The organism is Paraburkholderia sp. BL21I4N1, assembly GCF_002973525.1.
Lineage (GTDB): Bacteria > Pseudomonadota > Gammaproteobacteria > Burkholderiales > Burkholderiaceae > Paraburkholderia.
In genome coordinates, this window is sequence record NZ_PVEN01000005.1 from 372,177 (window position 1) to 393,398 (window position 21,222).

The 21,222-nt window shown below is 61.1% G+C and carries 32 protein-coding genes; 1 reads left to right on the top strand and 31 read right to left on the bottom strand.

All coding sequences use genetic code 11. The features are described 5' to 3' along the window. Positions 1–5: 5 nt before the first annotated feature. The 20 genes from B0G83_RS16265 to B0G83_RS38655 form a co-directional block, all read right to left on the bottom strand. Positions 6–749 carry a C40 family peptidase gene (locus tag B0G83_RS16265; RefSeq protein ID WP_105508405.1) on the bottom strand — a complete coding sequence of 248 codons (744 nt, stop codon included), beginning with the start codon at positions 747–749 and terminating at the stop codon, positions 6–8. Beyond that, positions 749–1,429, bottom strand: a complete 681-nt coding sequence (locus tag B0G83_RS16270) for a phage minor tail protein L (RefSeq protein ID WP_105508406.1) — start codon at positions 1,427–1,429, stop codon at positions 749–751. The genes B0G83_RS16265 and B0G83_RS16270 overlap by 1 nt, the downstream gene beginning before the upstream one ends. Further along, positions 1,430–2,839, bottom strand: coding sequence for a hypothetical protein (locus B0G83_RS16275; RefSeq protein WP_105508407.1), 1,410 nt, complete (start codon positions 2,837–2,839; stop codon positions 1,430–1,432). Between the two features lie 5 nt (positions 2,840–2,844). Continuing rightward, on the bottom strand, positions 2,845–3,186 hold the full coding sequence (locus B0G83_RS16280; protein ID WP_105508408.1) for a phage tail protein: 342 nt from the start codon (positions 3,184–3,186) through the stop codon (positions 2,845–2,847). Further along, positions 3,186–6,461, bottom strand: coding sequence for a phage tail tape measure protein (locus tag B0G83_RS16285; protein WP_146120243.1), 3,276 nt, complete (start codon positions 6,459–6,461; stop codon positions 3,186–3,188). Before B0G83_RS16285 ends, B0G83_RS16280 begins: the two co-directional genes overlap by 1 nt. Before the next feature lie 73 nt (positions 6,462–6,534). Then, a complete protein-coding gene (locus tag B0G83_RS16290; RefSeq protein WP_105508410.1) occupies positions 6,535–6,969 on the bottom strand; it encodes an HK97-gp10 family putative phage morphogenesis protein in 435 nt (144 codons plus the stop codon). After that, a complete protein-coding gene (locus B0G83_RS16295; RefSeq protein WP_105508411.1) occupies positions 6,969–7,259 on the bottom strand; it encodes a hypothetical protein in 291 nt (96 codons plus the stop codon). Before B0G83_RS16295 ends, B0G83_RS16290 begins: the two co-directional genes overlap by 1 nt. Before the next feature lie 5 nt (positions 7,260–7,264). Continuing rightward, the gene (locus tag B0G83_RS16300; RefSeq protein ID WP_105508412.1) at positions 7,265–7,684 is read right to left on the bottom strand and encodes a hypothetical protein; all 420 of its coding nucleotides are present in this window, start codon (positions 7,682–7,684) and stop codon (positions 7,265–7,267) included. Positions 7,685–7,727: 43 nt separating this feature from the next. After that, a complete protein-coding gene (locus B0G83_RS16305; RefSeq protein ID WP_105508413.1) occupies positions 7,728–8,369 on the bottom strand; it encodes a phage tail tube protein in 642 nt (213 codons plus the stop codon). 83 nt (positions 8,370–8,452) lie between these two features. Beyond that, on the bottom strand, positions 8,453–8,824 hold the full coding sequence (locus tag B0G83_RS16310; RefSeq protein WP_105508414.1) for a DUF3168 domain-containing protein: 372 nt from the start codon (positions 8,822–8,824) through the stop codon (positions 8,453–8,455). Then, positions 8,817–9,158 carry a phage head closure protein gene (locus B0G83_RS16315; RefSeq protein WP_105508415.1) on the bottom strand — a complete coding sequence of 114 codons (342 nt, stop codon included), beginning with the start codon at positions 9,156–9,158 and terminating at the stop codon, positions 8,817–8,819. Before B0G83_RS16315 ends, B0G83_RS16310 begins: the two co-directional genes overlap by 8 nt. A 142-nt stretch (positions 9,159–9,300) precedes the next feature. Then, a complete protein-coding gene (locus B0G83_RS16320; RefSeq protein WP_105508416.1) occupies positions 9,301–9,975 on the bottom strand; it encodes a head-tail connector protein in 675 nt (224 codons plus the stop codon). A gap of 3 nt (positions 9,976–9,978) precedes the next feature. After that, positions 9,979–10,257 carry a hypothetical protein gene (locus B0G83_RS16325; RefSeq protein WP_105508417.1) on the bottom strand — a complete coding sequence of 93 codons (279 nt, stop codon included), beginning with the start codon at positions 10,255–10,257 and terminating at the stop codon, positions 9,979–9,981. A gap of 72 nt (positions 10,258–10,329) precedes the next feature. Beyond that, positions 10,330–11,586 carry a phage major capsid protein gene (locus B0G83_RS16330; RefSeq protein WP_105508418.1) on the bottom strand — a complete coding sequence of 419 codons (1,257 nt, stop codon included), beginning with the start codon at positions 11,584–11,586 and terminating at the stop codon, positions 10,330–10,332. A 92-nt stretch (positions 11,587–11,678) separates the two neighbouring features. After that, complete coding sequence (locus tag B0G83_RS16335) at positions 11,679–12,422, bottom strand: head maturation protease, ClpP-related (protein ID WP_105508419.1); 744 nt, start codon at positions 12,420–12,422, stop codon at positions 11,679–11,681. Beyond that, the gene (locus B0G83_RS16340) at positions 12,419–13,774 is read right to left on the bottom strand and encodes a phage portal protein (protein ID WP_105508420.1); all 1,356 of its coding nucleotides are present in this window, start codon (positions 13,772–13,774) and stop codon (positions 12,419–12,421) included. The genes B0G83_RS16335 and B0G83_RS16340 overlap by 4 nt, the downstream gene beginning before the upstream one ends. After that, positions 13,771–15,429 carry a terminase large subunit gene (locus B0G83_RS16345; protein ID WP_105508421.1) on the bottom strand — a complete coding sequence of 553 codons (1,659 nt, stop codon included), beginning with the start codon at positions 15,427–15,429 and terminating at the stop codon, positions 13,771–13,773. Before B0G83_RS16345 ends, B0G83_RS16340 begins: the two co-directional genes overlap by 4 nt. A gap of 3 nt (positions 15,430–15,432) precedes the next feature. Further along, on the bottom strand, positions 15,433–15,918 hold the full coding sequence (locus B0G83_RS16350; protein ID WP_105508422.1) for a terminase small subunit: 486 nt from the start codon (positions 15,916–15,918) through the stop codon (positions 15,433–15,435). A 181-nt stretch (positions 15,919–16,099) separates the two neighbouring features. Next, a complete protein-coding gene (locus B0G83_RS16355) occupies positions 16,100–16,429 on the bottom strand; it encodes an HNH endonuclease (protein ID WP_258167906.1) in 330 nt (109 codons plus the stop codon). Beyond that, positions 16,426–16,584, bottom strand: coding sequence for a hypothetical protein (locus tag B0G83_RS38655; RefSeq protein ID WP_181156897.1), 159 nt, complete (start codon positions 16,582–16,584; stop codon positions 16,426–16,428). The genes B0G83_RS16355 and B0G83_RS38655 overlap by 4 nt, the downstream gene beginning before the upstream one ends. Before the next feature lie 74 nt (positions 16,585–16,658). Between B0G83_RS38655 and B0G83_RS16360 the strand changes: the two genes are divergently transcribed. Next, a complete protein-coding gene (locus B0G83_RS16360; protein WP_105508423.1) occupies positions 16,659–16,856 on the top strand; it encodes a hypothetical protein in 198 nt (65 codons plus the stop codon). Positions 16,857–16,962: 106 nt separating this feature from the next. Here the strand turns inward: B0G83_RS16360 and B0G83_RS16365 are convergent, their stop codons facing one another. From B0G83_RS16365 to B0G83_RS16415, 11 genes are all read right to left on the bottom strand, one after another. Then, positions 16,963–17,181 (bottom strand): hypothetical protein, encoded by a 219-nt coding sequence (locus B0G83_RS16365; protein ID WP_146120244.1) that lies wholly within the window; start codon positions 17,179–17,181, stop codon positions 16,963–16,965. A gap of 11 nt (positions 17,182–17,192) precedes the next feature. After that, the gene (locus B0G83_RS16370; protein ID WP_181156900.1) at positions 17,193–17,495 is read right to left on the bottom strand and encodes a BrnA antitoxin family protein; all 303 of its coding nucleotides are present in this window, start codon (positions 17,493–17,495) and stop codon (positions 17,193–17,195) included. Next, complete coding sequence (locus B0G83_RS16375; RefSeq protein ID WP_105508425.1) at positions 17,479–17,748, bottom strand: BrnT family toxin; 270 nt, start codon at positions 17,746–17,748, stop codon at positions 17,479–17,481. The genes B0G83_RS16370 and B0G83_RS16375 overlap by 17 nt, the downstream gene beginning before the upstream one ends. Positions 17,749–17,807: 59 nt before the next feature. Further along, positions 17,808–18,203, bottom strand: a complete 396-nt coding sequence (locus B0G83_RS16380; RefSeq protein WP_258167907.1) for a hypothetical protein — start codon at positions 18,201–18,203, stop codon at positions 17,808–17,810. A 68-nt stretch (positions 18,204–18,271) separates the two neighbouring features. Then, positions 18,272–18,550, bottom strand: a complete 279-nt coding sequence (locus tag B0G83_RS16385) for a phage portal protein (RefSeq protein ID WP_105508427.1) — start codon at positions 18,548–18,550, stop codon at positions 18,272–18,274. Further along, positions 18,547–18,795 (bottom strand): hypothetical protein, encoded by a 249-nt coding sequence (locus B0G83_RS16390; RefSeq protein WP_105508428.1) that lies wholly within the window; start codon positions 18,793–18,795, stop codon positions 18,547–18,549. Before B0G83_RS16390 ends, B0G83_RS16385 begins: the two co-directional genes overlap by 4 nt. Positions 18,796–18,806: 11 nt before the next feature. Next, positions 18,807–19,295 carry a hypothetical protein gene (locus tag B0G83_RS16395; RefSeq protein ID WP_105508429.1) on the bottom strand — a complete coding sequence of 163 codons (489 nt, stop codon included), beginning with the start codon at positions 19,293–19,295 and terminating at the stop codon, positions 18,807–18,809. Next, on the bottom strand, positions 19,292–19,627 hold the full coding sequence (locus B0G83_RS16400; RefSeq protein ID WP_146120245.1) for a hypothetical protein: 336 nt from the start codon (positions 19,625–19,627) through the stop codon (positions 19,292–19,294). Before B0G83_RS16400 ends, B0G83_RS16395 begins: the two co-directional genes overlap by 4 nt. Then, complete coding sequence (locus B0G83_RS16405) at positions 19,624–20,085, bottom strand: DUF1364 family protein (protein ID WP_105508431.1); 462 nt, start codon at positions 20,083–20,085, stop codon at positions 19,624–19,626. Before B0G83_RS16405 ends, B0G83_RS16400 begins: the two co-directional genes overlap by 4 nt. A gap of 163 nt (positions 20,086–20,248) precedes the next feature. After that, positions 20,249–20,593 (bottom strand): hypothetical protein, encoded by a 345-nt coding sequence (locus B0G83_RS16410; RefSeq protein WP_105508432.1) that lies wholly within the window; start codon positions 20,591–20,593, stop codon positions 20,249–20,251. 3 nt (positions 20,594–20,596) lie between these two features. Beyond that, positions 20,597–21,220 carry a DUF1064 domain-containing protein gene (locus B0G83_RS16415; RefSeq protein ID WP_105508433.1) on the bottom strand — a complete coding sequence of 208 codons (624 nt, stop codon included), beginning with the start codon at positions 21,218–21,220 and terminating at the stop codon, positions 20,597–20,599. Positions 21,221–21,222 lie beyond the last annotated feature (2 nt).

Sequence of the window (21,222 nt, forward strand, 5' to 3'; positions counted from 1 at the left end):
TTTTTTTATCCCTTGTAGCGCAGCACCGTGCGCAGGCTGTGCACCCACATGCCGCCCCAAACGGTGCGGCCCGATAACCGGCCATACATATGATGCAGAAGCACGCCATCGCCGAGATAGATGCCTGCGTGATTCGGCACGCCGTTCTTGCTGCGGATCTGCATCAGCAGCACGTCGCCGCGCTGCAGCTCGGCTTCCTGTCCCATGTCGACGAAGCCGGCGGCCGCGAAATTGTCGAGATAGAGATTCGACTTGCCGTCGTCCCACCACCCGTCCGGTCGTTCGAAGTCGGGCAGCTCGACGCCACGCTCAAGCAGGTAGTAGCTTTTGATCAGGTCGTAGCAGTCATGCACGCCATGCACGAACTGCCGCCCGATCAGGGGTGCGACGTAGCCGGTCGGACCGAATTCGCACCAATCGTCTATGCCGATCAAGCCGTCTTCCTGCACGCCGAGCGACACAATCACCCACGCGCCAATGCCGGACCGCTCGCACATAGAACGGTCCGCGCCGCTGGGGCGCGCCGGCATGCCCGGATGCGAATGCACGAACGCGACGATTCGACCCAAATCCTCGGCACGGGCATAGTCGTGCCCTGATACCGTCAAATCCTCTTCCGGCTTCGTCGCCCGATTCGTGCAAGGCAGATATGTCTCGCCGTTGACAGCGTCGACGATGAACCCGACACACTCGCGCGGATACTCCGCGAGCGCGTGCGCCGCGATCGCGTTCTTGGTCGTCTCGTTCATCAGGAAAGGTTGTCGCTGAGGAAGCCGCCGAAACTGAGCGGCTGGTTGACACCGAACCGGCATTCGCACCCGCTGGTACGCTTGCTGCATCGATCGAGCGCAGGATCGGTCACAGGGTTGTCGTTCACATCGAAATACGCAGTACCGGTGTAGCCGCAGTTCGCATCCCGATACATCCACTGACACATCGGCGCGATCTGCCGCGCCGGCAGTTGCTGCCCACCGAAGTCGAGCGCAGAAGCCAGCATGAAATCGACCTGGACGTTGGTCTCGCTGCTCTTTTGCTCGATGTACCAAAGCTCGGGCGCCATTTCCTCGTTAGGGTCGGCCGTCGGATTGCCGCCCGCGAAGTTGACCGCGTCGAGGTACTTCGTGAGCGTGCGCCGGCGGCGCACCTTTGCGCCCACCATATCGGCGAGAAAGACACACAGCGCGGAAATGGTTCCGTTTAGGTTGGCGACCGAAAGCGTCGGCGAAGGCTGCTGCGCATCCGACGTGTGCTCGAAGCCAGTTGCCTGAATCGGCCACGGTTTGTATTCGTTGCCCTGCCAGAAGATCGACGTCGACTGAAGGTGGCCATGAAAGCGCAGCACGTCGCCGCCTATCGCTGTGCAGTCGACCTCGAATAGCTCAACTAACGCGCCAGGTTCGAGCTGCTGGATGTCTGCGTTGATTGCCATCTAGATTCCTACTGCGAGGTACTGCAGCGGCCGGACTCCGCCGCTTCCGGTGTAGTCGTTCACGTGGAAATTCGCGTTAGTGAGCGTGAAGCCCGTCATGGTGAGCAGGCAGTTCGTGTAGTTGCTCACGATGACGGGAATGCATACAAACTGCGCTGTCGTGAATGGCTTCGTGAATGCGACGGTTGCATCCCCGCCGCTATTGGTTGACGCCTGCCCCCAGTTAAAGATGAGGCCGCCCAGCCATGTCGGAAAGGCTATAAAACCTGTCGTTCCAAAGAGCGCCGCGAACCCCAGACGCAGTTTTTTTGGAGTGACAACAGCCGGATAATCTACAACTCCAGCGTTCACTTCCGCCTGCGTGGCGGTGCGGGTAAGACCCGCGGTTGTATCGGTCGCCGTCCCACTCAAATACGCAACACTTGCCTCTTGAGAGTAGAGAGAAGAATTGTTCCCACTCTCCAGCTTGATGCTGCCGAATCGAATACCAAAAGCGCCGGCAGCAGGATTGCCGGACGCAGCGTCAGCATATTTCCGAACGCACGCGTAAGCGGTACCGGAAGGTGTTGTAAACGTCGTATTGAGGGTTGTGAACCCTTGGCCGAACGGAAACGTGAGACGCGAATCGGAGAACCCGATGGGCGCCATCGCCGAATTGAAAAATTGCACGTCGACTTCGGCGGCCCCCGCTGTCATTCCGCCCGTATACACCTTGGCCGAAAGGGCCAATGGCGCGCCTGCGGTAATCGCAAAAGGAGTGGCGCTGTCCACGGTTGTCACCGAGACCGGGTTTGCGTTCGAGAATAGCGTCCCCTCTCCTGACCCGCCCACCAGCGCTGCGAAATTGCTGGTCTGCCAACCAGTATTTCCCAGCTCCCCAGACCCATTGAGCAACAGGTTCGGACTGTTGGCACCGTTTAGCTTTCCGGTGGCGGACAAGTTCCCCGCAATACCAGCGCCAAGGGTAAGCGTCCCGTCAATGGTCTCGTTCGCGCTTCCTCGCCCCCTAAACAGGACTCTCCACGGATTGACGCCGTCCGTGTCAAACGCCACGGACTCGCCCGGATGAAGCGACATGAACGCGGCTTGCGGAGCAGTAGGGTTACCTGCGCCGGGAGAAATCCCCGTAGAGACCGTGCCGACGTTACGCAGCACGATATAGCCGTCCACTCCGGCCGCACTCGCGGGCGGTAGCCCCACGTTATTGGAGTTATAGATGTTGACACGCTTGCCGACGCAGTCCGCAGGCAAATCCTGATTAGACGTGATCTGGTTCGGGTAGGTTGTGAGGGCGGCTTGCGCATTCAGGATGTCGACATTTCCGTTGGCCTTCACATTGGCCGTACGAACAGCGTCGCCGTCCTTGCCGTCCGGTGGAGTGCCGAGGGCTACTTTCTGAAGATTTGCCATGGGGCTCAGGGAGTGAAGGTTTGATCGAACGTCGCAGTGATCGTGTAGGCGCTGCCGTCCTTGGTCGGCTGCGAATACTTCTCACACGTGAAAAGCCCGGGCGTGGTCCACAGCAGCGGCGTCCAGTTGAATGACGTTGCGCCGGCATGCAATTTCAGGAATGCGAGGATCGCGGTGATCGTTGCAGCGTCGTCGGTGAATTGGAGGTTGAAGCTCGACGACTCTCCGTTAATGCCGTCCGCGATACGTTGCGCATAGCCGTCGCCAAATTGTGCTTTGCGTACACGCTCCGTCGTACTGCCCGACGTACCGGCGACCGTTGGAACCCACGTGAATGTGTCGGCCATTACGCGATCCCGTTTTGCGTTTTCCAGAGCACGCCGCCCTGCTTACGCTCGTTTTGCAGTACGGCCTGCACGGCCTGCTTGATCTTCATGCCGAGATCGCCAGCATTGCGTTGATCATCGGCCGAGCCACCGCCCTGGACGGAAACCGGTACGGTCACGTTGATGTCGCCGCTGCTCGACGAAGTAATCGCGTGATTCGGCGTGATCGTTCCGGACGCGCCGGGATTGAACAACTCCGGCCCCTTCTCGCCAACGAGATACGTTGTGCCAGCGTCAACCGGGCCGCCGCTCGCGCGCGCCGGAATCGTTCCCCAGCCACCCGAACTGCTCACCAGGTTATCGAGAGCGTCGCCGCCCTGCGCATTGGCCGCGAACGTCGCGCCGGTGTTGCCGAAATAACTGCCGGCCGCGCTGATCGCCATATTGAAGAGACCGGAGATCGCTGCGCGCGCCTGCATGCGGATAATGTCCGCGATAACGCTATCGGCCAGGCTCTTGAAATTGAACTTGCCGGTGGTCGCTAGCGAGACGAAAGCGTCTTCCATGCTCTTCGCGACGTTGGTAACGGCCGATTCGGTCTGCGCAGCCATGTTCTGCGCCGAGTCCATATAGTTGGCGATCGCCGCCGACGCGCCGTTGGTCCAATCAGCCTGCTTCGCCTTCAGCGAAGCATAGTAGGCGTCGTAATCCTGCAGCGACTGGTCGAGCCCCGCCTTGATGTCTGCTGAGGCTTTCACATAATCCGCACCTCCAATCAGGTCTTTCGGCGTGGCCTTATCGAGCTGCTCCTGCAGCCGCTGATACTCGGCATAGACAGATTTCACGGCCTGCGCGTTTTTCTGCGCTTCCGAGCCCATGCCGAAAGCGCCAAGCTGGCGCCCATACTGATCGTTTTGGCCCTTCTGGTAGCTCGCCATCGACGCGTCGATCTGCGCCGATCGCTCCTGCAGTTTCTGAACGTCCTCGCGATGCTGAATCTCTTTCTCGAGCTCGACGTTCTTCTGCAATTGGGCACGAATCGCGTCCTGGTCCGCAATAAGGCTCGCTTGCTGCGGCGTGAGCGTCTTGTTCTTCCAGTCACTCACCTGCTGGTTGAACTTGGCGAGCTCGCTTTCTGCGGTCGTCAGCTTTCCGGTGGTGGAAAGCTGCGCGTCGAGTGCGGCCTGCTGGTCGCGGAGCTGTTGCAGCATCCGCGCGCCGGCATCGTCCCGAACTGCCTTCGGCTTCGGCGTTTTCGGATCCTTGTATTTCGCGTCGATATTCGCTTCGTCGGCGAGCTGCTGCTCGGGGCTCAATCCGAGCGGCCCCGCGATCGTATCGAGATATTTCTGGATCTCTTTGGCGCGCTTCTCCGCCGGCGTAGCGAACTGCGAATTGAACGTGTCGTACGCGTGCTTGGCGTCGATGGTCTGCTGGTTCTGACGCTCGGTGCGCGCCTTATCCTGCGCTGCCTTGACCGCCGCATCGCGCGTCGAAATCGCCTTCTGCAACTCCGCCTCGTCCTCGGGCGACCATTGACCGATCGGCAGCCGCGCCGATTTGTTGTCCTGCAGCCGCGCGACTACCTGCCCAGGCGTCGCCGCAGCGCCGAACGATCCAACGGCCTCAATCGCACCATTGATCATCGCTTTGATGTCGCGCCATCCAGCGAGAATGATCCCCTCGTTGGCGGCAATCTCCTTCGTGCGATCATCCATCGCCTGGGAGAACGCTTCAACGGCCACCTTCGCCGCGCCGGTCGCGTCGCCCTGCCTTTCCAGCGCTGCGATCTGATCGTATGTCGCGGCCGTCAGGTAGTGATACTGGTCGTTCAGCTTGACCGAAGCCTGGACGGGCTCTTCGGCAAGTTTCGTGAACTGGTCGACCATCTGCTTGACCGACATGCTCGTATAGGTCGCCGCATCGGCCGCCGTCTTCCCGAGGTTCTCGATTTCTTCGCCGGTCAACCGTCCCGTCGCGGCCAGTTCCGTGACCGCCTCGACGGCCGTGTTGAACGTCGCGCCCCCCGCCGTCGCTGCGGTCGCCATGTTGCGCAATTGATCAGCGGTGACGCCCGCGTAACCACCGGTCAGCGCGAGCGCCTCGTTCATTTTCTCGTTCTGGCTCGCCACCATATACATCGCGGCCCCGACGCCCGCAATCGTGATCGACAGCGGATTCAGCAGCAAATCGAGCGCGCCCGCGAGCGAGAGAAACCGGGTAAACGAACTCGCGAGACGAGTGAAATTGCCGCTCGCTGCTTCGCGGCCCAGCACACCGATCTCTGCGGTAACTCCAGCCGTGGCACCGGCCGCGCCGTGGGCCGCCGTCGTCTCGACGGCATATGCGGCCGCCATCTCTTCGCCGAGCGCAATCTGCTGCTTGCGCAACTCGATCTCTTTCGCGATGGCAGCGACCTGCGCCGTCTCAGCCTCGGTGAAACCGGCCATTTGCGCGTCGTACTCAACCATCTGCGCCTGTGTCGCGGTGAGCGCGGTCAGCTGGCGGCCGAGCGCCTCGGCGACCTTTTCGGCTTCCGTTCCGATCACCGTGGATGCCGCCTTGAATTCCGCGGTCACCGCTGCTTGCGCCGTCGCCGCGGCTCGCGCCGAGGTCGCGATTCCGGTATTGGCGCGCTCGGCAGCCGTCGCCGCAGCAGCCATCGCATCCACGCTCGACGCATAGCGGTCTGCCGCATCGGTCGTGCTGCTTATCGCAGCGGTTGCCTCCAGCGAGGCTGCAACCATAGCTGAGATGCGCGCCGTCGCCTCTGCTTCGCTTTCCCCGGCCTCGGCAGCGTTCACCATGAGCTGCGCTTCGGCGAGTTGCTTGAGTGCAGCTTCTTTCTCGCGGATCTGCGCGATGATCGGCGCCGCATCGGCTGCTTGCCCGCGCTGCTGGGCCTGGTACGCCAGCAAATCGGCGCCCGACATGCCGACCGTATCAGCGCGCGTTTGAAGCGATGCAAGGAAAGCCTGATTCGAGGCCAAGCGGGCCTGCTCCGCGTTGAATTCTCGTTGCGCCTCCGCCGCTCTCCTGGTGGCGGCATCGACCGCATTCATCTTATCGATGTACGGCGCGATCGAATCGGAGACGCCTAGAACCGCGGCCTTTTGCTCGATAAGCTGGCGATTGTTCAAGCCGTACGATTCTGACATCCGGGCGACTTGCTGAACAAGCGAGTTGATCGCGCGCGAGCTCGCTTCACTGCCATTCTCGGCTGCTTCGGCGATAGCTGCCTGCGCCGCCTGCGTGCGCTGCGCAGCCGCTTCCTGCGAGGCAATAAACGCGTCCATGCTGCGCTTCGCGCGCTCGACGCCGGATTCAACGCCGGTAGCATCGAGCGAAACGCGAATCAGTGTTTCCTTGTCAGCCACGGGTCAACTCCGAAATTTTTTGCTGAAGCACTGCATCCACCGCGTCGGCAGCGGCAGTCTTCTTCGTGTCGAATGACGGGCGCAAGAACGGCTGCGCTGCCATTTTTGAGGTGCCAGCTTCGACGAAACGGCCGTAAAACGCGTCCCTGCTCCACGTCACGATGTACGACGCAATACGCCCTTCGACAGACTGGTCCTTGTCGTAGGCAATCAGCAGATGCTCGCGAAGAAATCCCGGGTAGATCTTCGTACCCTTGCGCTCATACGAGCGGATACCGACAGGAACACGCACCTTCATCTCTTCGAAGAAAACGCGCGCGCCGGCGACCGCGGCCTGCCGCAAAACCGGCTCGCTCGCGATGTTGTCGAGTCCCCGGAGAGCATCGGTCAACGCTTCCGGGTTTTCTATCGTGAAGGGCTTGGCCATCAATTCGCCTTGCTCGGGAACATCATCGAAAGCAGAAGATTCGATTGCGCATCAGGATCGTCGAGCAACACCGGCTTCGCCTCTTCCGTCACCTGCTGGACATGCTCATTCCATGTCATGAAATCGAGCGGCCCGAACGACTCCTTCCTGACCTTCACATCGCGATTGATATTCGCGAGCATCGACGCAATCGTGCCGGCACGGAGATCGTCGTAATGAGAGCCCCGCCGGTCGAGCTGATACGAGGCCATGTACTCGACGAACTCCGCGCTGGTGATTTGCTGCTGCAATTCCCTTACTGGGCGGCCGAAGTCGATGCTGAGCTGGAGCCAGAATCGCCGCTCGGGGCGGCTGCGGAGTTTTTTACTGCGTCCTCCACCGCCGTCGGCTGCATGCCGTTGAGACGAATGGCGACCGCGGCAATCCGATCGATCGCCGCGGTGCCCTGCGCGCGCAGGTTCGCGATGTCCGACTCGTCGAGCACAAGCGCGCCGGATTCGTCGACAACGGTCGCGAGCAGCAGACCGGCTTGCGACTCGCTGATCGGAACCTTGCCAGCCTGGCGTTGCGCGTAGAACGCGTCGCGCGCGAGACCCGACATTTCCGACACGTGAACGGAGACGCCGTCGCCCCATTCGGGAACGTCGACCGACTCGGTTTTCAGGTGGACGGCGCCGAGGATGGCGGCTTTGGTTTCTTTGCTGAGAATGGGCACGTGAATTCCTGTTTGCTGGGATGAATGTCGAACGCGGCCGCAGTTACGCGTAGGCCACGTCGCCGGTGATGCGGATCGACACGCCGGTCGTCTTCAGGATCTGATCGACGCCGCCGTCGAGCGGGCTGTTTTTAACGTAGCCGCTGAAAGTTGCGGTCCGGGTATTGGGCAGCGTCAACTTAAACTGCTTCAGCGTGCCGGCGCGCTTCGCTGCGTCGCATGCGACCTGGCCCGGATCGGTGAAATCCTTGTCGACGTCGAAGGTGAAGTGGCCGAAGTCCTGCAGGCCGAGCATGAATTCCTTAGCCGTGCTCGACAGGTTCGTCTTGTCGATTTCATTTGCCGTACCGTCGAAGCCCTTGAAGTTGTTCAGGTTGCCGATCGGCGTCCATGCAACCGGCGTCGCGGTACCACCTGCGGTCCACGCGGCGCCGCCGGTGGTGTCAATGTCGACGGCATACGTGCCCGCCGTGACATTCTTGATGACGGCGGTTTGGCCGTTCAACGTCGTGTTGCCCGCCAGGGCGCCAAACGTCACGATGTCGCCGTTCGAAAAACCATGCGCCGCCGAGGCGACGATAGTCGGGAAGCCCAGGGCAAGGCCGGTGATGTTCTTCACCACGCCGGCGCCGCCGGACACGGAAAGAGTCGATCCCTGAGCGGAAATCGCAGTGCTAGAAGGCATTTTTCAGACCTCACAAATGAAAAAACCCGCTCAGGGCGGGTCGGTGGTTAAAGCTGATGCCGGCCGAGACCGGCCGCGATTCGTTACGGATAGAACCAGATAGAGAAATCTTCGCGCGAGCCGTACAACTTCGTGTCGGGCTCGTACGCGCTCACTGGCGCGCCAAGCGTCGTGGCCCTGATGGGCGCGGCGGAAAGCGCGGCGATCGCGCTTTGCATAATCGCCGTCGCTGCGGCACGCGTGTCAGCCCAGACGTTGACCTGCATGCGGGCGTTCTGCAGATCGACGGAATTACTCAAATAGTTCGGCGACTGGCCGCCGACAGCCTGGTAAGTGATGTAGGGGCGGCCGACGCCCGTGGGCCCTACGTCCGGATAAATGCGAAAGCTTCCATCCGCGTTGCTCACCAGCGACTTTAACGCCGCAACTACGATCGCCTCGGCGGAGTTAGCCATTGTTCAAGCCCTCCTCTGCCATCAACGTGATCATGCGATTTCGCTCGTCCTCGTTGATCGAGTCGTGAATGTCGAAAATCCGCGTCCCGAAGACGATGCGCATCGCGGCGACGTCTTTCGGGTTCGCGAGTTGCGGCACATAGCGCACAGTTACCGAATGCGTCACTGACGACTGAACGGCCTGCGCGGCGAGGCGTTCGCGGCCGGTCGTCGGTGAGACCTTTCCACGGCAGGTCAAAACATCAACCCACGCATTGATCGGCTCGCCCAACTCATCCTGCTCGGCCGACTTGGCCTGAAACGTCAGGAGGTGACGAAGTTCGCCAGCGCGCATTACCAGCTCCTTATCCGATAACGGCCAGTTTTCCCGGTGGCCAACATCCGAAGTGACAGCATTAGCGCGATCGTGATCCCTCGCCCAAAGCGACGGGCCGTGAGGAATGCGGATATGGTGCACCTGACGCGGTTAGCGATCATCATGCGTATCCCATGATCCGGTAAGGGTCGAGCAGCGTGTCGACGTAGGGCAATTCCTGCACCGTCACGCGCGTCGCCACAGACACCTCTTCCCGGTTCTCATATAACGCGCCGACGCGAAGCAGGATCCACGACTTGATGCCGGCTGGCACGTCGACCGCGTCCCCATAGCCCGCGGTGAAGCTGATCTGCACCGCATTCGTCGTATTCTGCGTATCGGGCCAGTAGGTGCCGGTCGCCGGCGTCAAAACGCCAGGCTCGCTAATCGGATCGACAACGTAGGCTGACGGGTCAAGCGTCCGCGTCACGCCGCTCGTATCGATGTACTTCACGGCATCGACTGATTGCAGGCGCGGAAACGGGATGTCGATCTTGCTGCCGCGGAAGCGCACGGCGTAATTGCGCATCGTCATCCACGCAGACGGCAGCTGGTCGACCGGCACATAGCCCGGAATTACGCCGTAGTAGGTGTAGAACGGGAACGCGTCGAGGAACAGGTCCCACTTCTGAGTCACGAAGACGCGACGACACACGTTTTCGGCGTGAACCCGCGCGGCACTGATCAGCATTGCGATTAGCGCGTCTTCGCCGGAGTCGGTCACGCGCAGATGCAGCTTTGCCTCATCCACCGTGACCGGCTCTTCCGCCGGCGCCTGCGTCAGTCTGATGCCCATGCTTTAGCTTGCCGCAGCCTGCGAAGCGCCAGCCGGGTCGGGCTGCTTTTCTTCGGTAATCGCGGCGGCCACCTCGGCGGCCGTCGCGGGATCTTCAATCGCGACAACATCAGCGCCCTTGCTGGACGCGTACGCGACGGCATCCTCGTGATTGTCGACAACGCCCGCGGCTGTCAGCGCCTTGATGACGTTTTCCGGACCCTCGACAAGCTGGCCGCACTTGATGCCCAAGCCAACGTGATCGGCGAGCACACGCGCTCGCGCCGTTTGAACTTTTGCCATGATGGACTTCCTGAGAGAGGTGATGCAGCGAGCCGAAGCCCGCCGTAGGATGACCGAAAGACTCGGTTTCTGTTAGGTGGCCGAGTTCGCGTACGTCTTGATGGCACCGCCTGCGTCGATCAGATTGCCGCCCGTGCGCAGGAAGCCGACGAAGCCGATCTGACCATTCAGCGTGAACGCCGAATCGGTCATGCGGAACAGTGTCAGGTCCATCACGTCGCGGATGACGTACTTCGAAAATTGACCGAACGCGATCGACTCTGCATTCGCCGCCATCACCGGCATGTCCTGATTGATGTAGATCGGGCGGCCCATCAGGCGATCCGGCGCGCCGCCATTGATCATGGCGTCGGCCTCGTATCCCGGCACGAAGATCGGGCGGTTCTGGCTATCCTTGATCTTGCGGATAGCCTTCACCGACGAGTCGTGCATCATGTAGCCCACGCCCGGCTGGCTTCGGTACGCGGGATCGATGGAGTGCTCGAGGTCGACCAGATCGTCATAGACAACGGTGAGCGTCTGGCCGGTGGCGCCGACCTTGCCAGTGTTGGCGGCCGTAATGAGGCCGCGCGGCTGGCCGGTGCCGGTGCCGGTGGTGAAATGCGTGTTCTGGATGCGGCCCAGACGCATCGCCAACAAACTCTGGATGTACGCCTCGATGTCGATGAACGAGTCCTGCACCAGTTCAAACGGCAGCGCGATCTTCTTCGAGCTGTACTTGTAGACGTCCATCGAAATATTGCCGAAGGCAGTATCGAGCCCCGTAACCGGCGCGTTCTGGCCAACGATTTCACCGACTTCCGCCGTCGGATCGGTGGTCGGAAAGTTCATCGACGCGCCCGTCGCCGTACGAATCGCGTGCGCTACGGCGCGCATACCACCGTAAGCCTTCATTGCGATTTCCAGCGAGCGCTGGTATTCGGTCGCAACCGTGAAGCCGCCTTCCGTGGTGGTGGTCGTCGACATCGCGTTGCGGATGTCGGGGGTCTGCCGAGCGAGCATGCGCGCACGGTCTTCGTCGGCCATGTTCGAAATACCGCCGGCCATGAAGGCGCGGAGCGCGCGCGTTTCATCACCGTGGGCGCCGGGCGTGCGCGTCGCGGCAGTCATTGCTGCGGCATGCTGAGCAGCCGGGTCTTCTGCGGCGAGCTGCGCGCGGCGGCTCTCGCGAGCGATTTCGCTGTCGATCGCCTCGATCTCGGCCAGAATCGAATCCATGCGCTCGGCCTCGGCGGCCGGCATGCGCTGGTCGGCGGGAAACTTGTTGTTGATCTCGTTGGCTTCTTTCGCCTTCGAATTGCGCAGTTCACGCAGTTGTTGCAGCTTCATGTGAATCTCCTGACAGGGATGACCGCTCGCGCAGGTCGTTAGGACGAAAAAAAACCGCCATCAGGCGGCTGTTCTCAGGTGCGCGAGGCGCGTCACTGATGGTTGATGCGATTCAGCATGCGCATGCGCTGCTGCTGGCGTTCGCGGTGTTCTGCGGTAATGGCTTCGACATGCTCCGGCTTAGCGCTAGCCTGCGGCTTGGGAGCATTGGCGTAGGCGCTCAAGTCCCACGATGCCTGCGCGCGTGGCGCATTCTCGGCAACGCGATCGGCGAGGCCGATTTCGACCGCCTCTTCTGCAGTGAACCACGTCTCTGCGCTCATGAGCGCCTTCATATCGTCCACGCTCTTGCCGCTGCGCTTCGCGTACTGACCAGCGATCACGCCGTCAGTCTTGTCGAGCAGCGCCGACGTGGCTGCGAGGTCGGCAGAATTGCCAATGGCAACAGTCCAGGCGCAATGGATCATGTACATGGCGCCGTCCGACATTTCGACCTCATCGGCCGCCGATGCGATCACGGTCGCCGCGCTCGCCGCGACGCCGTCAATGTGCGCAACCACCTTCGCGCCGGTATCGCGGATCGCCGCGACGATCGCCTGCGCCGCGAACACATCGCCGCCAGGCGAATTGATGCGCAGATGGACCGTCCCGCCCTTGATGCCGCGAATTTGCGGCACCAAAGTTTGGGCGGAGACGCCGCCCCACCATTCCGCTGTGTCGTCGTCGGCGACGATGGCATCGTAGATATAGATGGTCGTGTCTTCGCCCTGCACATCAAACGCGCGAGGCTGCGCCGGCCGGCGGTTTTTCGCCAATAGCTGGATCAGCTTGCTCATGTTGCTCCTTGGTCTGGTTGTCCCGCCGGCGCGGGCGCGGTTTCCGGCTCTGCAGCTGGTTCGGTTACATTGGCGGTCTGCGCAATACCGCTGTTCACGACGTCTCCACCCTCGACGGGCGGCAGCAGCTTCAGGTGCCGCACCTCGTTCTGGGTCATCCAGCCGGGCTCGCCGGCGCGACCGAGCGCGATACGGAGCGCATCGTTCTCGCTCTTCAGATCGCCTCGCTCCATACCGGATACGTCGAATTCACAGAAGATGCGCTGGCGCGCCGGCCACACCTTGCGGTTGAATTCCTGATTGATCTTCACCAGATCTCGCAGCAGCGTGAACTTGACAAAGCCACGGCTCATGTTCTCGACGCCGCTGCCCCACGATGTCGTCTTCTCCGTCGAGCCAACCATAAACGGCGGCACTCCCAAGATGCGGCAGATTTCTTCGAGATCCCACTTGCACGTCTCGAGGATCTGCGCATCGACCGGCGACATAGTCAGTTCTTGCACCTTCAGACCGCCAGTAAGGATCGCCGGCAGGTGCGAGTTCGCGACGCCGCTATGGCGCTCGCCCCATGTGGCACGCAGAAGCCGCGCCTGCTCTTCCGTCATGTTGCCGTCGGTCGTCAGCGCAAAGTCGGGGCGCGCGCCGTTCGAAAAGAACCGTGCGCTGTATTCCGCCGCTGCGATCGATGTGCCGACGGCCTGTCGCGCAGCGTACGTAATCGGGCTCGGACTGCGGATTCCGTCATACCCGAGGCTCGGCACGTGGATGATGTCCGCCGGATGCAGCACATACTCGGCGCCAACCAGCGGCTGCACGCGATACCAGAGATCGCCCCGGCTGTCGCGGAACGGAAAGACGCGCAGCGGATGGTGCGCCTTAAACGCCGAGATCGAGCTGCTACGAAACGACGGCCGCACGATCTCGGCAAAGCAATCGCCATAGAACAGCCGCGCCGCAACCATGTACTCCCAAAAGACGGCCGCTGATACGTCCGGCTCTGGCTGTTCATTGAACAGCCACCAATACGGGTGCTCGACGCGTGCGCGGCCGGTCGGCGTGCGCTCGTAGATCTGCATCGGCAGCGTCGAGATCGCGCCGGCAATCAGCGCGACGCACGCATAGACCGCAGAGACCTTCATTGCGGTCGTCTCATTGACGACCGGCCCGGCGTTGCTGATTGCGCCGCCGCCAATGATGTTCGCCAGCTCCTGAACAGTCAGGCTCTGCCGCGTCTCGTTGAGGTTGCTGACCCGACCGGTAGCCTCAGGCCCATGCTGAGCGCGCCAGGCATTCAGCACGGACGAGCCCGGAATTCGGGCCTTCGCCTGCGCCGCCTTGAATGCTTCGCTCATAGGATAACGATTCCCGGTGTAGGTGCTGACTGCGGATTAAGACTCATCAGGGTTATGGCGTTGAAACTGGCCATAAGCGGATCGATTTTGGCGGTCCCGCTGACCTGCTTGGTGATATTCACGGCATTTCCAACGGGAACCACGCGGGCATTGCCGGCGCACCACGCCATCATTCGCTGGCCGCCATGCACAAGCACTCCTTCGGCGAGCTTGCGCTCTGTCGTTTTGATGGCACCGGACATCTTCCAGCCCTGCGAAATACCGATGACGATCTCTTCCGGCACGCCGGCCTCGACCAGCGCATCCAGGATGGCGCCGATACCGGCCGGGTCTGCCCCAACCTTGTCGAGCAGCCCCGAAGCGAATATAAGCGAGACGATGTCAGCGACGTCGCGCACGTCGTCGCCGATCTGCTCGACGACGGTCAGATCGCCCTCTTTCTCGAAGTCGCGCAGCGTCGGCGCAACCTCTTTCCGGCGTTCGAAAACTGAGGGATGCGCCCACGCATGCGTCCAGAGCAGCCAGCGACGCGTCACCTTCTCGCGCCCAACCACCCCAAGGCCAAGCAAGTCGTCGAGGCCGCCGCCGTCGATGCCGACGTCGATCACATCGCACCGCTCGATCAGCTGCTCGAGTGTCAGTTTCGGAACCAGCGCCGCCGACTCCCAAAATTCCGCTCCAGCCCATCGATCAGAGCGCAACGCGAGACCGATTTCGACGTTTGCATGCTTCGCGAGGAAGCCGCGAAATGATTCCTCGCCCTCGGTTTGCGCCTTCTTGAACTCGCGCTCGAGGAACTCCTGATCAACCGAGTAGCCGAGATTCGGATTGACCATCCCGAGGTTTTCGACCTTCAGGTGCTGCTTGCTCGCCACCATTTCCGGCGGGTGCTCGAAGATCACCGGCACAAAGCGCTTGTCTTCGATCTTGCCGTCGCGCACATCGCGCGCGTACTGCAATTTCTGGCGAAAAACACCGGCCGGCGGATCATCGGACTGCGTGGTCAGATAGATCACGAAGCCTTCCGGACGCGATGCCAAGCCGCCGATCGCCTCGCGCAGCATGTTCTCCGCGTTCGCCTGCTTGCCGAATAGCCACAATTCATCGACCAGCGTCCCGACGCTTTTCTTTCCGCCGACGGTGTTCGAATCGGCCGCTACGACCTTCAGCGTCGCCCCGCTGTTTCGGTGCGTGATCGTCTTGATGTGCGTCTGCACCTGAAGCAGCTCGTCGAGCTCTTCGTCGTGCTTCACCATGTCCCGGCTGGGGCTGAAGCTGTTGCCTGCAACCTCGATGGTCGGCGCCAGAATCGCGAACTCCGCGGACTGCCGCCAGTTCAGAATGACCGCGGTCATCATGATCCCGGCCGCGATCGTCGATTTCGAATTCTTTTTCGGCAGGCAGATGAACCACTCGGTGATCAGCCGCCGGCCGCTATCCGGGTCATACGCGCCGAAGATCGACGCCACCAGATCGAACACCCATTGCGCGCACGACTCGCCGAACGTCGGGCTGCCCGGCGCATCGACAATTTTCAGCTGCTTGAAGATCGCCAACGCATGCTCGGCCTGGTCGGGGAAAATGGGCGGCGGAATGATGGACTCGCCGCGCTTGAGCCGGTCGGCCCAATCGAGGCAGCTTGTCTTCCATTCCATCGGTCACTTCCGGTTGTTCACCACCAGCTTTGGGGGCACCGTTGCTGCGAACTTGCCGGCACCGGCCTTCTTTGCTGCATCGGCCTTCGCGTCCTTCTTGCCGGCCTCGGCCATCTTGGCGTGCATGAACGGCATGAGCGTCTTCGCCGCATCGACCCGCAGCTTCGGCTCGGTATTCTGGTCGTTCATTGCAGCAAGCAGGAATGCCTTCGGATCCGAAAACGTCAGGATCGTGTTCAAGTCGAAGCCCGCCGCGACTGCGGCCTTTGTTATCGCCGCATCGGTTTCGGCTTGCGCCGGTTTCGGCTTCGCGCCGCCCTTCTTCCGCCGCTCCACCAAGTAGGCGACGACGTCCTTATCTTTAACAAGTCGCGACCCGGCCGCCGATGCGGTTGCAGCGCTGTAGCCTGCTGCGATAGCCGCGTCCCTATTGGACTTTCCAGCTAAAACAGCATCGGCAAAGAGCCGTTTCTTGCTGTTAAAAGCCATTAACAAAAGCTCCAAAAAGGGAAAAATTCTGCGCGTGAGAGAACGGTTGGTTTCCCGTCATGCGAAACGGTAGAGTTTCGATGCCCCCACCCTGCCAGCACCTCTACGGCACGCCGAACAGGCCTGTGACGGCCTCGCGCGTGGCGCCTGACGCTCTTCGAACCTGTCGCGAAGCAGGCTGCTACAAAGCACCTACTGCCGATCGACCCTTCGCCTCGCTCGCTGTCTTCGTGGCGTGGCAGTCGACGCACAGCAGGTTGAGGTTGCTGTCGTCGTTGCTGCCGCCCTGCTCAAGCGGCACGTGGTGATCGACCTGATCGCGCCACGGCAACCACACGCAACCACAACCCCGACACTTGAACTGTTGGTCAACTGCAACGCGCTGACGCGTCTGCACCCATTTGCGACCACGCACGCGTGGCGTCGTGCCGGCCTTGGCTTCGAGCGTTGCGACTCGATTGGTGTTCGCCGCCTGGATGCGCGGCTTGAGCGTCGATAGCTTGCGGCTCATCGGACGACCACACGCATCGCGCGCTTGATCTTCGCCTCGAGCTTCGCCCGATCCGGCGCATTGCCACTGAGAATGCAGCAGATCGCGAGCACGCGCAGGTATGGGTTCAGCCACCACGCGAACGACACACTCAACTTGATCTGCGTCTGCGCCATGCTGGACTCCAATGAATCACTGCCGCTGTAGAATCGTTGCGCCGGAAGGGCCGGCATACAAAAAGGAGAATTGAATGGGAACGTTCTACGGGTCAACCGCAACCGCAGTCGTCCGCGAGGCCGTGAGTGCAGCACTTAACAACGGCAGCATCAAATTGCTCGGAACTGGTAACCCAGATAACGCGGAACTGAACGGCAAATCAGACGCTGCATACCTCGCCACGCTGCTCAACGAGCTGCACGAGCAACTGAAGGCAAAAGGAAACGAGTAAAACAAAAAGCCCGCGCGGCGTGAACCGTGCGGGCTTTTCTTTGGGCGAGCGAACTCACCACAGGCGAATAATCACACGTTTCCTCTGTGGTCGTCAATGATTGCAATCATTCTTCGCTCGGTGGAGTGATTGGGCCATACCAGCGGGTTCCAACGAAACCCGGAGAATCCACAATAGTGCGGCCGCCCTCGCCAGCGAACGCTATGGCGAACGCAACTCCCGCGCCGAGATGCACGACGGTCACCTCGCCGACCAGCTTCTCGCCCGTATTGCGCTCCACCCAATAAAACCCTGACTGCGCAGGCAGTTCGATCGTCCACTTCATGCCGGCTCCAATCATGCGTGCTGATGCTCCTTCAACCAATCGCGCAACGCGTCATTCATGCGCGTTTGCCAGCCGTCGCCCGTTGCCTTGAATGCTTCGACAACGTCGGCATCGTATCGCACAGACAATAGAACCTTCGGCGATTCGAGACGTGGCCGGCCGCGCGTGCCGAGGCGCTTCATCTTCTTGAAATCTTCGTCAGACACCTCGTAGGTATCCGGATCAGCGGCGATGCCGCGATTGATTGCCGCGTCTTCGTCGGGCGTCGGCAATTCGAGCACGCGACCCGACCGCGTCTTAATCGTATTGCGCATAGTTGCGTACCTCTCGGTCATTTGCCTTGCGAAGGCTGATCACATGCATCGCTTCGCCGCGCTGTGTGAAAACCACGCAAAAGAGACGTGCGCCGATCGGTGCAAAACCGACTTCACGCACTTCCCTGTAATCGCGACGGTCATCGACGTAGAACAGCACTTCCGACCAGTCGATCATTGCTGCCATTTCGAGCGACACGCCGTGCTTTGCGATGTTCGCTTTGTTCTTTGCGGGGTCGTAAGTGAGGTCCATGCAAATAATTGTAGCTACATATAATGAACGATGCAATCATTATTTGCAGCTACATTTAATCATACGCCACGAATGAGAGATTTGGCCAGCAGGCCTGGACGCATCACGCGCTTTGCTTCCGCATAGTCTGCGTCTTGGGTCGAGGGATTGCGGGGGTTGCGAAACACCGCCGCGCCGGCGACGAAGTTGCGCACGGCGGTCATGACCGCGACTCGATGGTCGAGCGACAATTTTTGAATGAGCGGATCGACAGCTTCGCCGGTCGCCGTGCGCAACTGGCGATCAACAGTGTCAGACAGATCGTCGTAGTCCATCCACTGATTACTGATCTTGAAGTCGCGGCAGCTCGCCGACGCGCGGCCATGCCCAAGCGCGGGTTCGTATGCCTGGCTCCACTCGTACCACTCCGTCAGAACCGCGTCGATCTCGTCTGCCGCAATGGCGCTTGTCGTCATGGTGATTTGCCTCTTTGCGTGTTGTTCGCCGCGACCGCCGCGGTTTGCTCCAATTGCACAGCTCGTCGTCACATGACCACCATGAAGTGAATGCCGTGATACCAGAACCAATCCACCAGCGCGTGCCGCAACTCGACTGCGCGCGGGAATGAGTACTCGACCTGCAGTGACTTGATGTCCGCCGGATGCGGCACATACTCGGCGCTGCCTTGGAACAGTTGGCCGCTGATCGGGCAGCCGTCAAATGCGACAATCTGCGCTTCGGTTATTTCGTCGACATGCTGCCGGCTCGTGTCGATCAACTGCTGGGGCACGTCGGCCCATTGGATATATGCGTGTGCGCTCATTCCGACACCTCGACGGGAGCAGCAGCATGGTCGACCGTGATAGTCACAAGCCCTTCATTGATGACGCTGTAGCTACCCATTCTGGAAGATAGGCGGCATTGGATATTGACGCCGGGCGAACCCGGATCAATGCCGCACATCGACGCGACATACTCGCCGATGATGCGTTCGAGCTCGGTGCCGTCGAGCACCGCACGATGCGTCGTCGTATTCGTCCTGCTGCTGTTGACGTTGATTGCGCTCACAATGTCCTCCCTCACGACAGGCTTTTGAGTAGCGCCTGCAGCTGGCGCAGCTTTTCGAGGTTCGCATTGCTTTCGGCGCTGCCTTGCTCGATCGTCAGCGCCGCCGTCTCGATGTCGGAGGCAAGCATCACGATGCTGGTCGCGAGCTGGCGCGCACGCTCGGACAGACTGGATAGGATGTCGATCGGCGATTTCGCCGACTCGACCGCCAGCGAGCCGGATTCAACCGCTTTTGCTGTCGCCACTTGAATAATCTCCCTTTCCCTGATTTCAACGCGCTGATACAAGCCCGTTTGACGCTCACGAATCAGACCGGCATCCTTCAGCCGCGCAATGCAACCGTCGAGCACCGCGACGTCGGGCGAGCTCTTCGTGACGCGCCGCATATTCGAAGCGATCTCGTTGCGCGACCACGCTTCCTGAATGGGCACCATTTCGAGCACCTTCTTGGCGATCGCCGATTGGGCGTTCAATGCGGACTGATATTTGGCTGGCGTCATGCGATTTCCCTCACATCCCATTCCAGATCACCACTGGCGAGAAACGCCGCCAGCGTGGTTCCATTAAATTCGACAGGCGCTTTGGCGCGGAAGACTCCATCGCCAACCCAACCCAGATCGCCCGGCAGAAACCCGCCGCGATAGTGTTCCGGTATCCATGCGTCCGCATAGACAAAGCGCGGGCCGCGATGCTCGTACATCACGCGCTCGAGCCGGTAGACCATCGTCTCAATCCGCCGGGTCTTGCCGTAGGTGGCAAACTGCACCCGCCCTACGCGACGGCCATGCCTCAACCAGCCAACGCCATCGGGAATCTCGACCCACAATCTCAAGCTGCCTCCTGAATTTCCAATCCCATTTTCCGAGCGCGCCGCGGCTCCCAGCGCGCGAGAGCATCGTCAAAAGCGGCGCACTTGTCCTCGAATGGCGCACCGCTGCGATCGAGCCATTCGTGGCACTTCGCGCAACCGGGCACCGTGAACCAGTGCTTCGCCTTCAAACCACCACCCTTTCCGTGCTTCGACTGGTTCGAGTGGCAATCGACGACCGTCGGATCTGCCCAATCGCTCCACGGGCATTCCACGTTCAAGTAGCACGGCTCGCCGCGGCACGCCGCGAGGTACTTCGCGCCTTCGGCAACCGTCACGCGCTTCCGGCGCGTTTTGAGCGCAGCCTTGCGCAGTACCGTCTGAGTGTGAAATGTCGTCTTGACTGCCGTCGACGGCTCCGGCCGTTTGAAGCCAGTGCGCGCAAGCGGCGTCTTTCGCTGCATTGGTGCTGATCGCTTCATGCCGATTCCCGCAGGCAACGCATTTCAACCGGCGCACCGCTCGAGGCGAGAACCGAACGCCGACCTTCGCGCCAGAAGTGAAATGCGAGCTCGCGCAACGATGGCGCAACCGCTGCGGCGTTGAATTCGCGTTCAAACCACGCGTCGAACTCTTCCCGCTCGGTCACGTCGCCGCCCTCCCTGCCATCACCATCGCGTGCATGACGGTGAACAGCGTGTCCCGGATCGTCAATTGGGTCGCGAGCCGTTCCTTGCGGGCCAGATAGCGCGGATTGAGCCGATAGTCCGCGCTGCGCGGAAACGACTTGCCAGTCAATTCATAGAGCGCGCGATATTTCGATTCGCTGCCCTTCACATGGCCGCTTTCCTTCAATACGCGCAGCTTCTTCTTAACGCTCTCGTATGTGAAGCCGGTCGCAGCGCAGATCTCCGCATTTGTCGAATTGGGATTGAGCGACAGGAATTCACAGATCTCGCGCTGCTGCTTGCTCATGTTCGTGTATGCCATTGGCTAGATCTCCTTCACCGTGATGCCGTGCTTGTCGAGCATCTGCTTACGCTTCTGGATGTACGTGCGGTTCTTCCGCGTCGCGACCGATTTCACGTCCTCGACGACCTGCTTTCCGAGCGTCACGTCGAAATAGACGAAATCGGCGACATACTTCGATGCGCGCTCCCACGTACCGTCGTCGCGCTGGCGCCGCTCAGTCAGCACGAACGCAACCTGCAGGCGAAGGTCGCAGATCGATCCGGCCGCCTGCAGCTGGATCAGGTGAAACCAGCGCGACCGCTCTTTCTGGCTGTCGAATTTGATGCCTTGATGCTCGCACTTCGTGTTTCGATACTTCGGCGGCTTGGCCGGCTTGGTCAGCCGCCGGAGCGGTGCGCCGAGCGGCGCCGCGTCGCCGATCTCGGCCATGGCGCGCGCGGAGCCAGCGATGCTGCTTCCGATCGCCGACATGCCAACGCCGTCGGCCACCTCGTCGAACGTACTGTTCGGCGCACCGCCGTTGCGACGCATCAGCTCGCGCTCGGCGAAGCCGCGACCGACAGTCGTGTCCTCGCGCACGCGCGCAGTGCCGACGTTCTTCGTGCCTGTGGGGACCACCATTGGCCAGGGTGCTCGCTTCGTCATGG

What these genes read in the sequence shown, in the direction of transcription:
- B0G83_RS16315 (WP_105508415.1), bottom strand. Translation starts at nt 9,158, where the DNA reads ATGCGCGCTGGCGAACTTCGTCACCTCCTGACGTTTCAGGCCAAGTCG.
- B0G83_RS16380 (WP_258167907.1), bottom strand. Translation starts at nt 18,203, where the DNA reads ATGACGACAAGCGCCATTGCGGCAGACGAGATCGACGCGGTTCTGACG.
- B0G83_RS16280 (WP_105508408.1), bottom strand. Translation starts at nt 3,186, where the DNA reads ATGGCCGACACATTCACGTGGGTTCCAACGGTCGCCGGTACGTCGGGC.
- B0G83_RS16360 (WP_105508423.1), top strand. Translation starts at nt 16,659, where the DNA reads ATGGGAACGTTCTACGGGTCAACCGCAACCGCAGTCGTCCGCGAGGCC.
- B0G83_RS16340 (WP_105508420.1), bottom strand. Translation starts at nt 13,774, where the DNA reads ATGAGCGAAGCATTCAAGGCGGCGCAGGCGAAGGCCCGAATTCCGGGC.
- B0G83_RS16285 (WP_146120243.1), bottom strand. Translation starts at nt 6,461, where the DNA reads ATGGACGCGTTTATTGCCTCGCAGGAAGCGGCTGCGCAGCGCACGCAG.
- B0G83_RS16325 (WP_105508417.1), bottom strand. Translation starts at nt 10,257, where the DNA reads ATGGCAAAAGTTCAAACGGCGCGAGCGCGTGTGCTCGCCGATCACGTT.
- B0G83_RS16320 (WP_105508416.1), bottom strand. Translation starts at nt 9,975, where the DNA reads ATGGGCATCAGACTGACGCAGGCGCCGGCGGAAGAGCCGGTCACGGTG.
- B0G83_RS16310 (WP_105508414.1), bottom strand. Translation starts at nt 8,824, where the DNA reads ATGGCTAACTCCGCCGAGGCGATCGTAGTTGCGGCGTTAAAGTCGCTG.
- B0G83_RS16370 (WP_181156900.1), bottom strand. Translation starts at nt 17,495, where the DNA reads ATGCGCAATACGATTAAGACGCGGTCGGGTCGCGTGCTCGAATTGCCG.
- B0G83_RS16335 (WP_105508419.1), bottom strand. Translation starts at nt 12,422, where the DNA reads ATGAGCAAGCTGATCCAGCTATTGGCGAAAAACCGCCGGCCGGCGCAG.
- B0G83_RS16405 (WP_105508431.1), bottom strand. Translation starts at nt 20,085, where the DNA reads ATGAAGCGATCAGCACCAATGCAGCGAAAGACGCCGCTTGCGCGCACT.
- B0G83_RS16385 (WP_105508427.1), bottom strand. Translation starts at nt 18,550, where the DNA reads ATGAGCGCACACGCATATATCCAATGGGCCGACGTGCCCCAGCAGTTG.
- B0G83_RS16410 (WP_105508432.1), bottom strand. Translation starts at nt 20,593, where the DNA reads ATGGCATACACGAACATGAGCAAGCAGCAGCGCGAGATCTGTGAATTC.
- B0G83_RS16395 (WP_105508429.1), bottom strand. Translation starts at nt 19,295, where the DNA reads ATGACGCCAGCCAAATATCAGTCCGCATTGAACGCCCAATCGGCGATC.
- B0G83_RS16270 (WP_105508406.1), bottom strand. Translation starts at nt 1,429, where the DNA reads ATGGCAATCAACGCAGACATCCAGCAGCTCGAACCTGGCGCGTTAGTT.
- B0G83_RS16375 (WP_105508425.1), bottom strand. Translation starts at nt 17,748, where the DNA reads ATGGACCTCACTTACGACCCCGCAAAGAACAAAGCGAACATCGCAAAG.
- B0G83_RS16265 (WP_105508405.1), bottom strand. Translation starts at nt 749, where the DNA reads ATGAACGAGACGACCAAGAACGCGATCGCGGCGCACGCGCTCGCGGAG.
- B0G83_RS16345 (WP_105508421.1), bottom strand. Translation starts at nt 15,429, where the DNA reads ATGGAATGGAAGACAAGCTGCCTCGATTGGGCCGACCGGCTCAAGCGC.
- B0G83_RS16290 (WP_105508410.1), bottom strand. Translation starts at nt 6,969, where the DNA reads ATGGCCAAGCCCTTCACGATAGAAAACCCGGAAGCGTTGACCGATGCT.
- B0G83_RS16365 (WP_146120244.1), bottom strand. Translation starts at nt 17,181, where the DNA reads ATGAAGTGGACGATCGAACTGCCTGCGCAGTCAGGGTTTTATTGGGTG.
- B0G83_RS16305 (WP_105508413.1), bottom strand. Translation starts at nt 8,369, where the DNA reads ATGCCTTCTAGCACTGCGATTTCCGCTCAGGGATCGACTCTTTCCGTG.
- B0G83_RS16415 (WP_105508433.1), bottom strand. Translation starts at nt 21,220, where the DNA reads ATGACGAAGCGAGCACCCTGGCCAATGGTGGTCCCCACAGGCACGAAG.
- B0G83_RS16355 (WP_258167906.1), bottom strand. Translation starts at nt 16,429, where the DNA reads ATGAGCCGCAAGCTATCGACGCTCAAGCCGCGCATCCAGGCGGCGAAC.
- B0G83_RS16275 (WP_105508407.1), bottom strand. Translation starts at nt 2,839, where the DNA reads ATGGCAAATCTTCAGAAAGTAGCCCTCGGCACTCCACCGGACGGCAAG.
- B0G83_RS16330 (WP_105508418.1), bottom strand. Translation starts at nt 11,586, where the DNA reads ATGAAGCTGCAACAACTGCGTGAACTGCGCAATTCGAAGGCGAAAGAA.
- B0G83_RS38655 (WP_181156897.1), bottom strand. Translation starts at nt 16,584, where the DNA reads ATGGCGCAGACGCAGATCAAGTTGAGTGTGTCGTTCGCGTGGTGGCTG.
- B0G83_RS16350 (WP_105508422.1), bottom strand. Translation starts at nt 15,918, where the DNA reads ATGGCTTTTAACAGCAAGAAACGGCTCTTTGCCGATGCTGTTTTAGCT.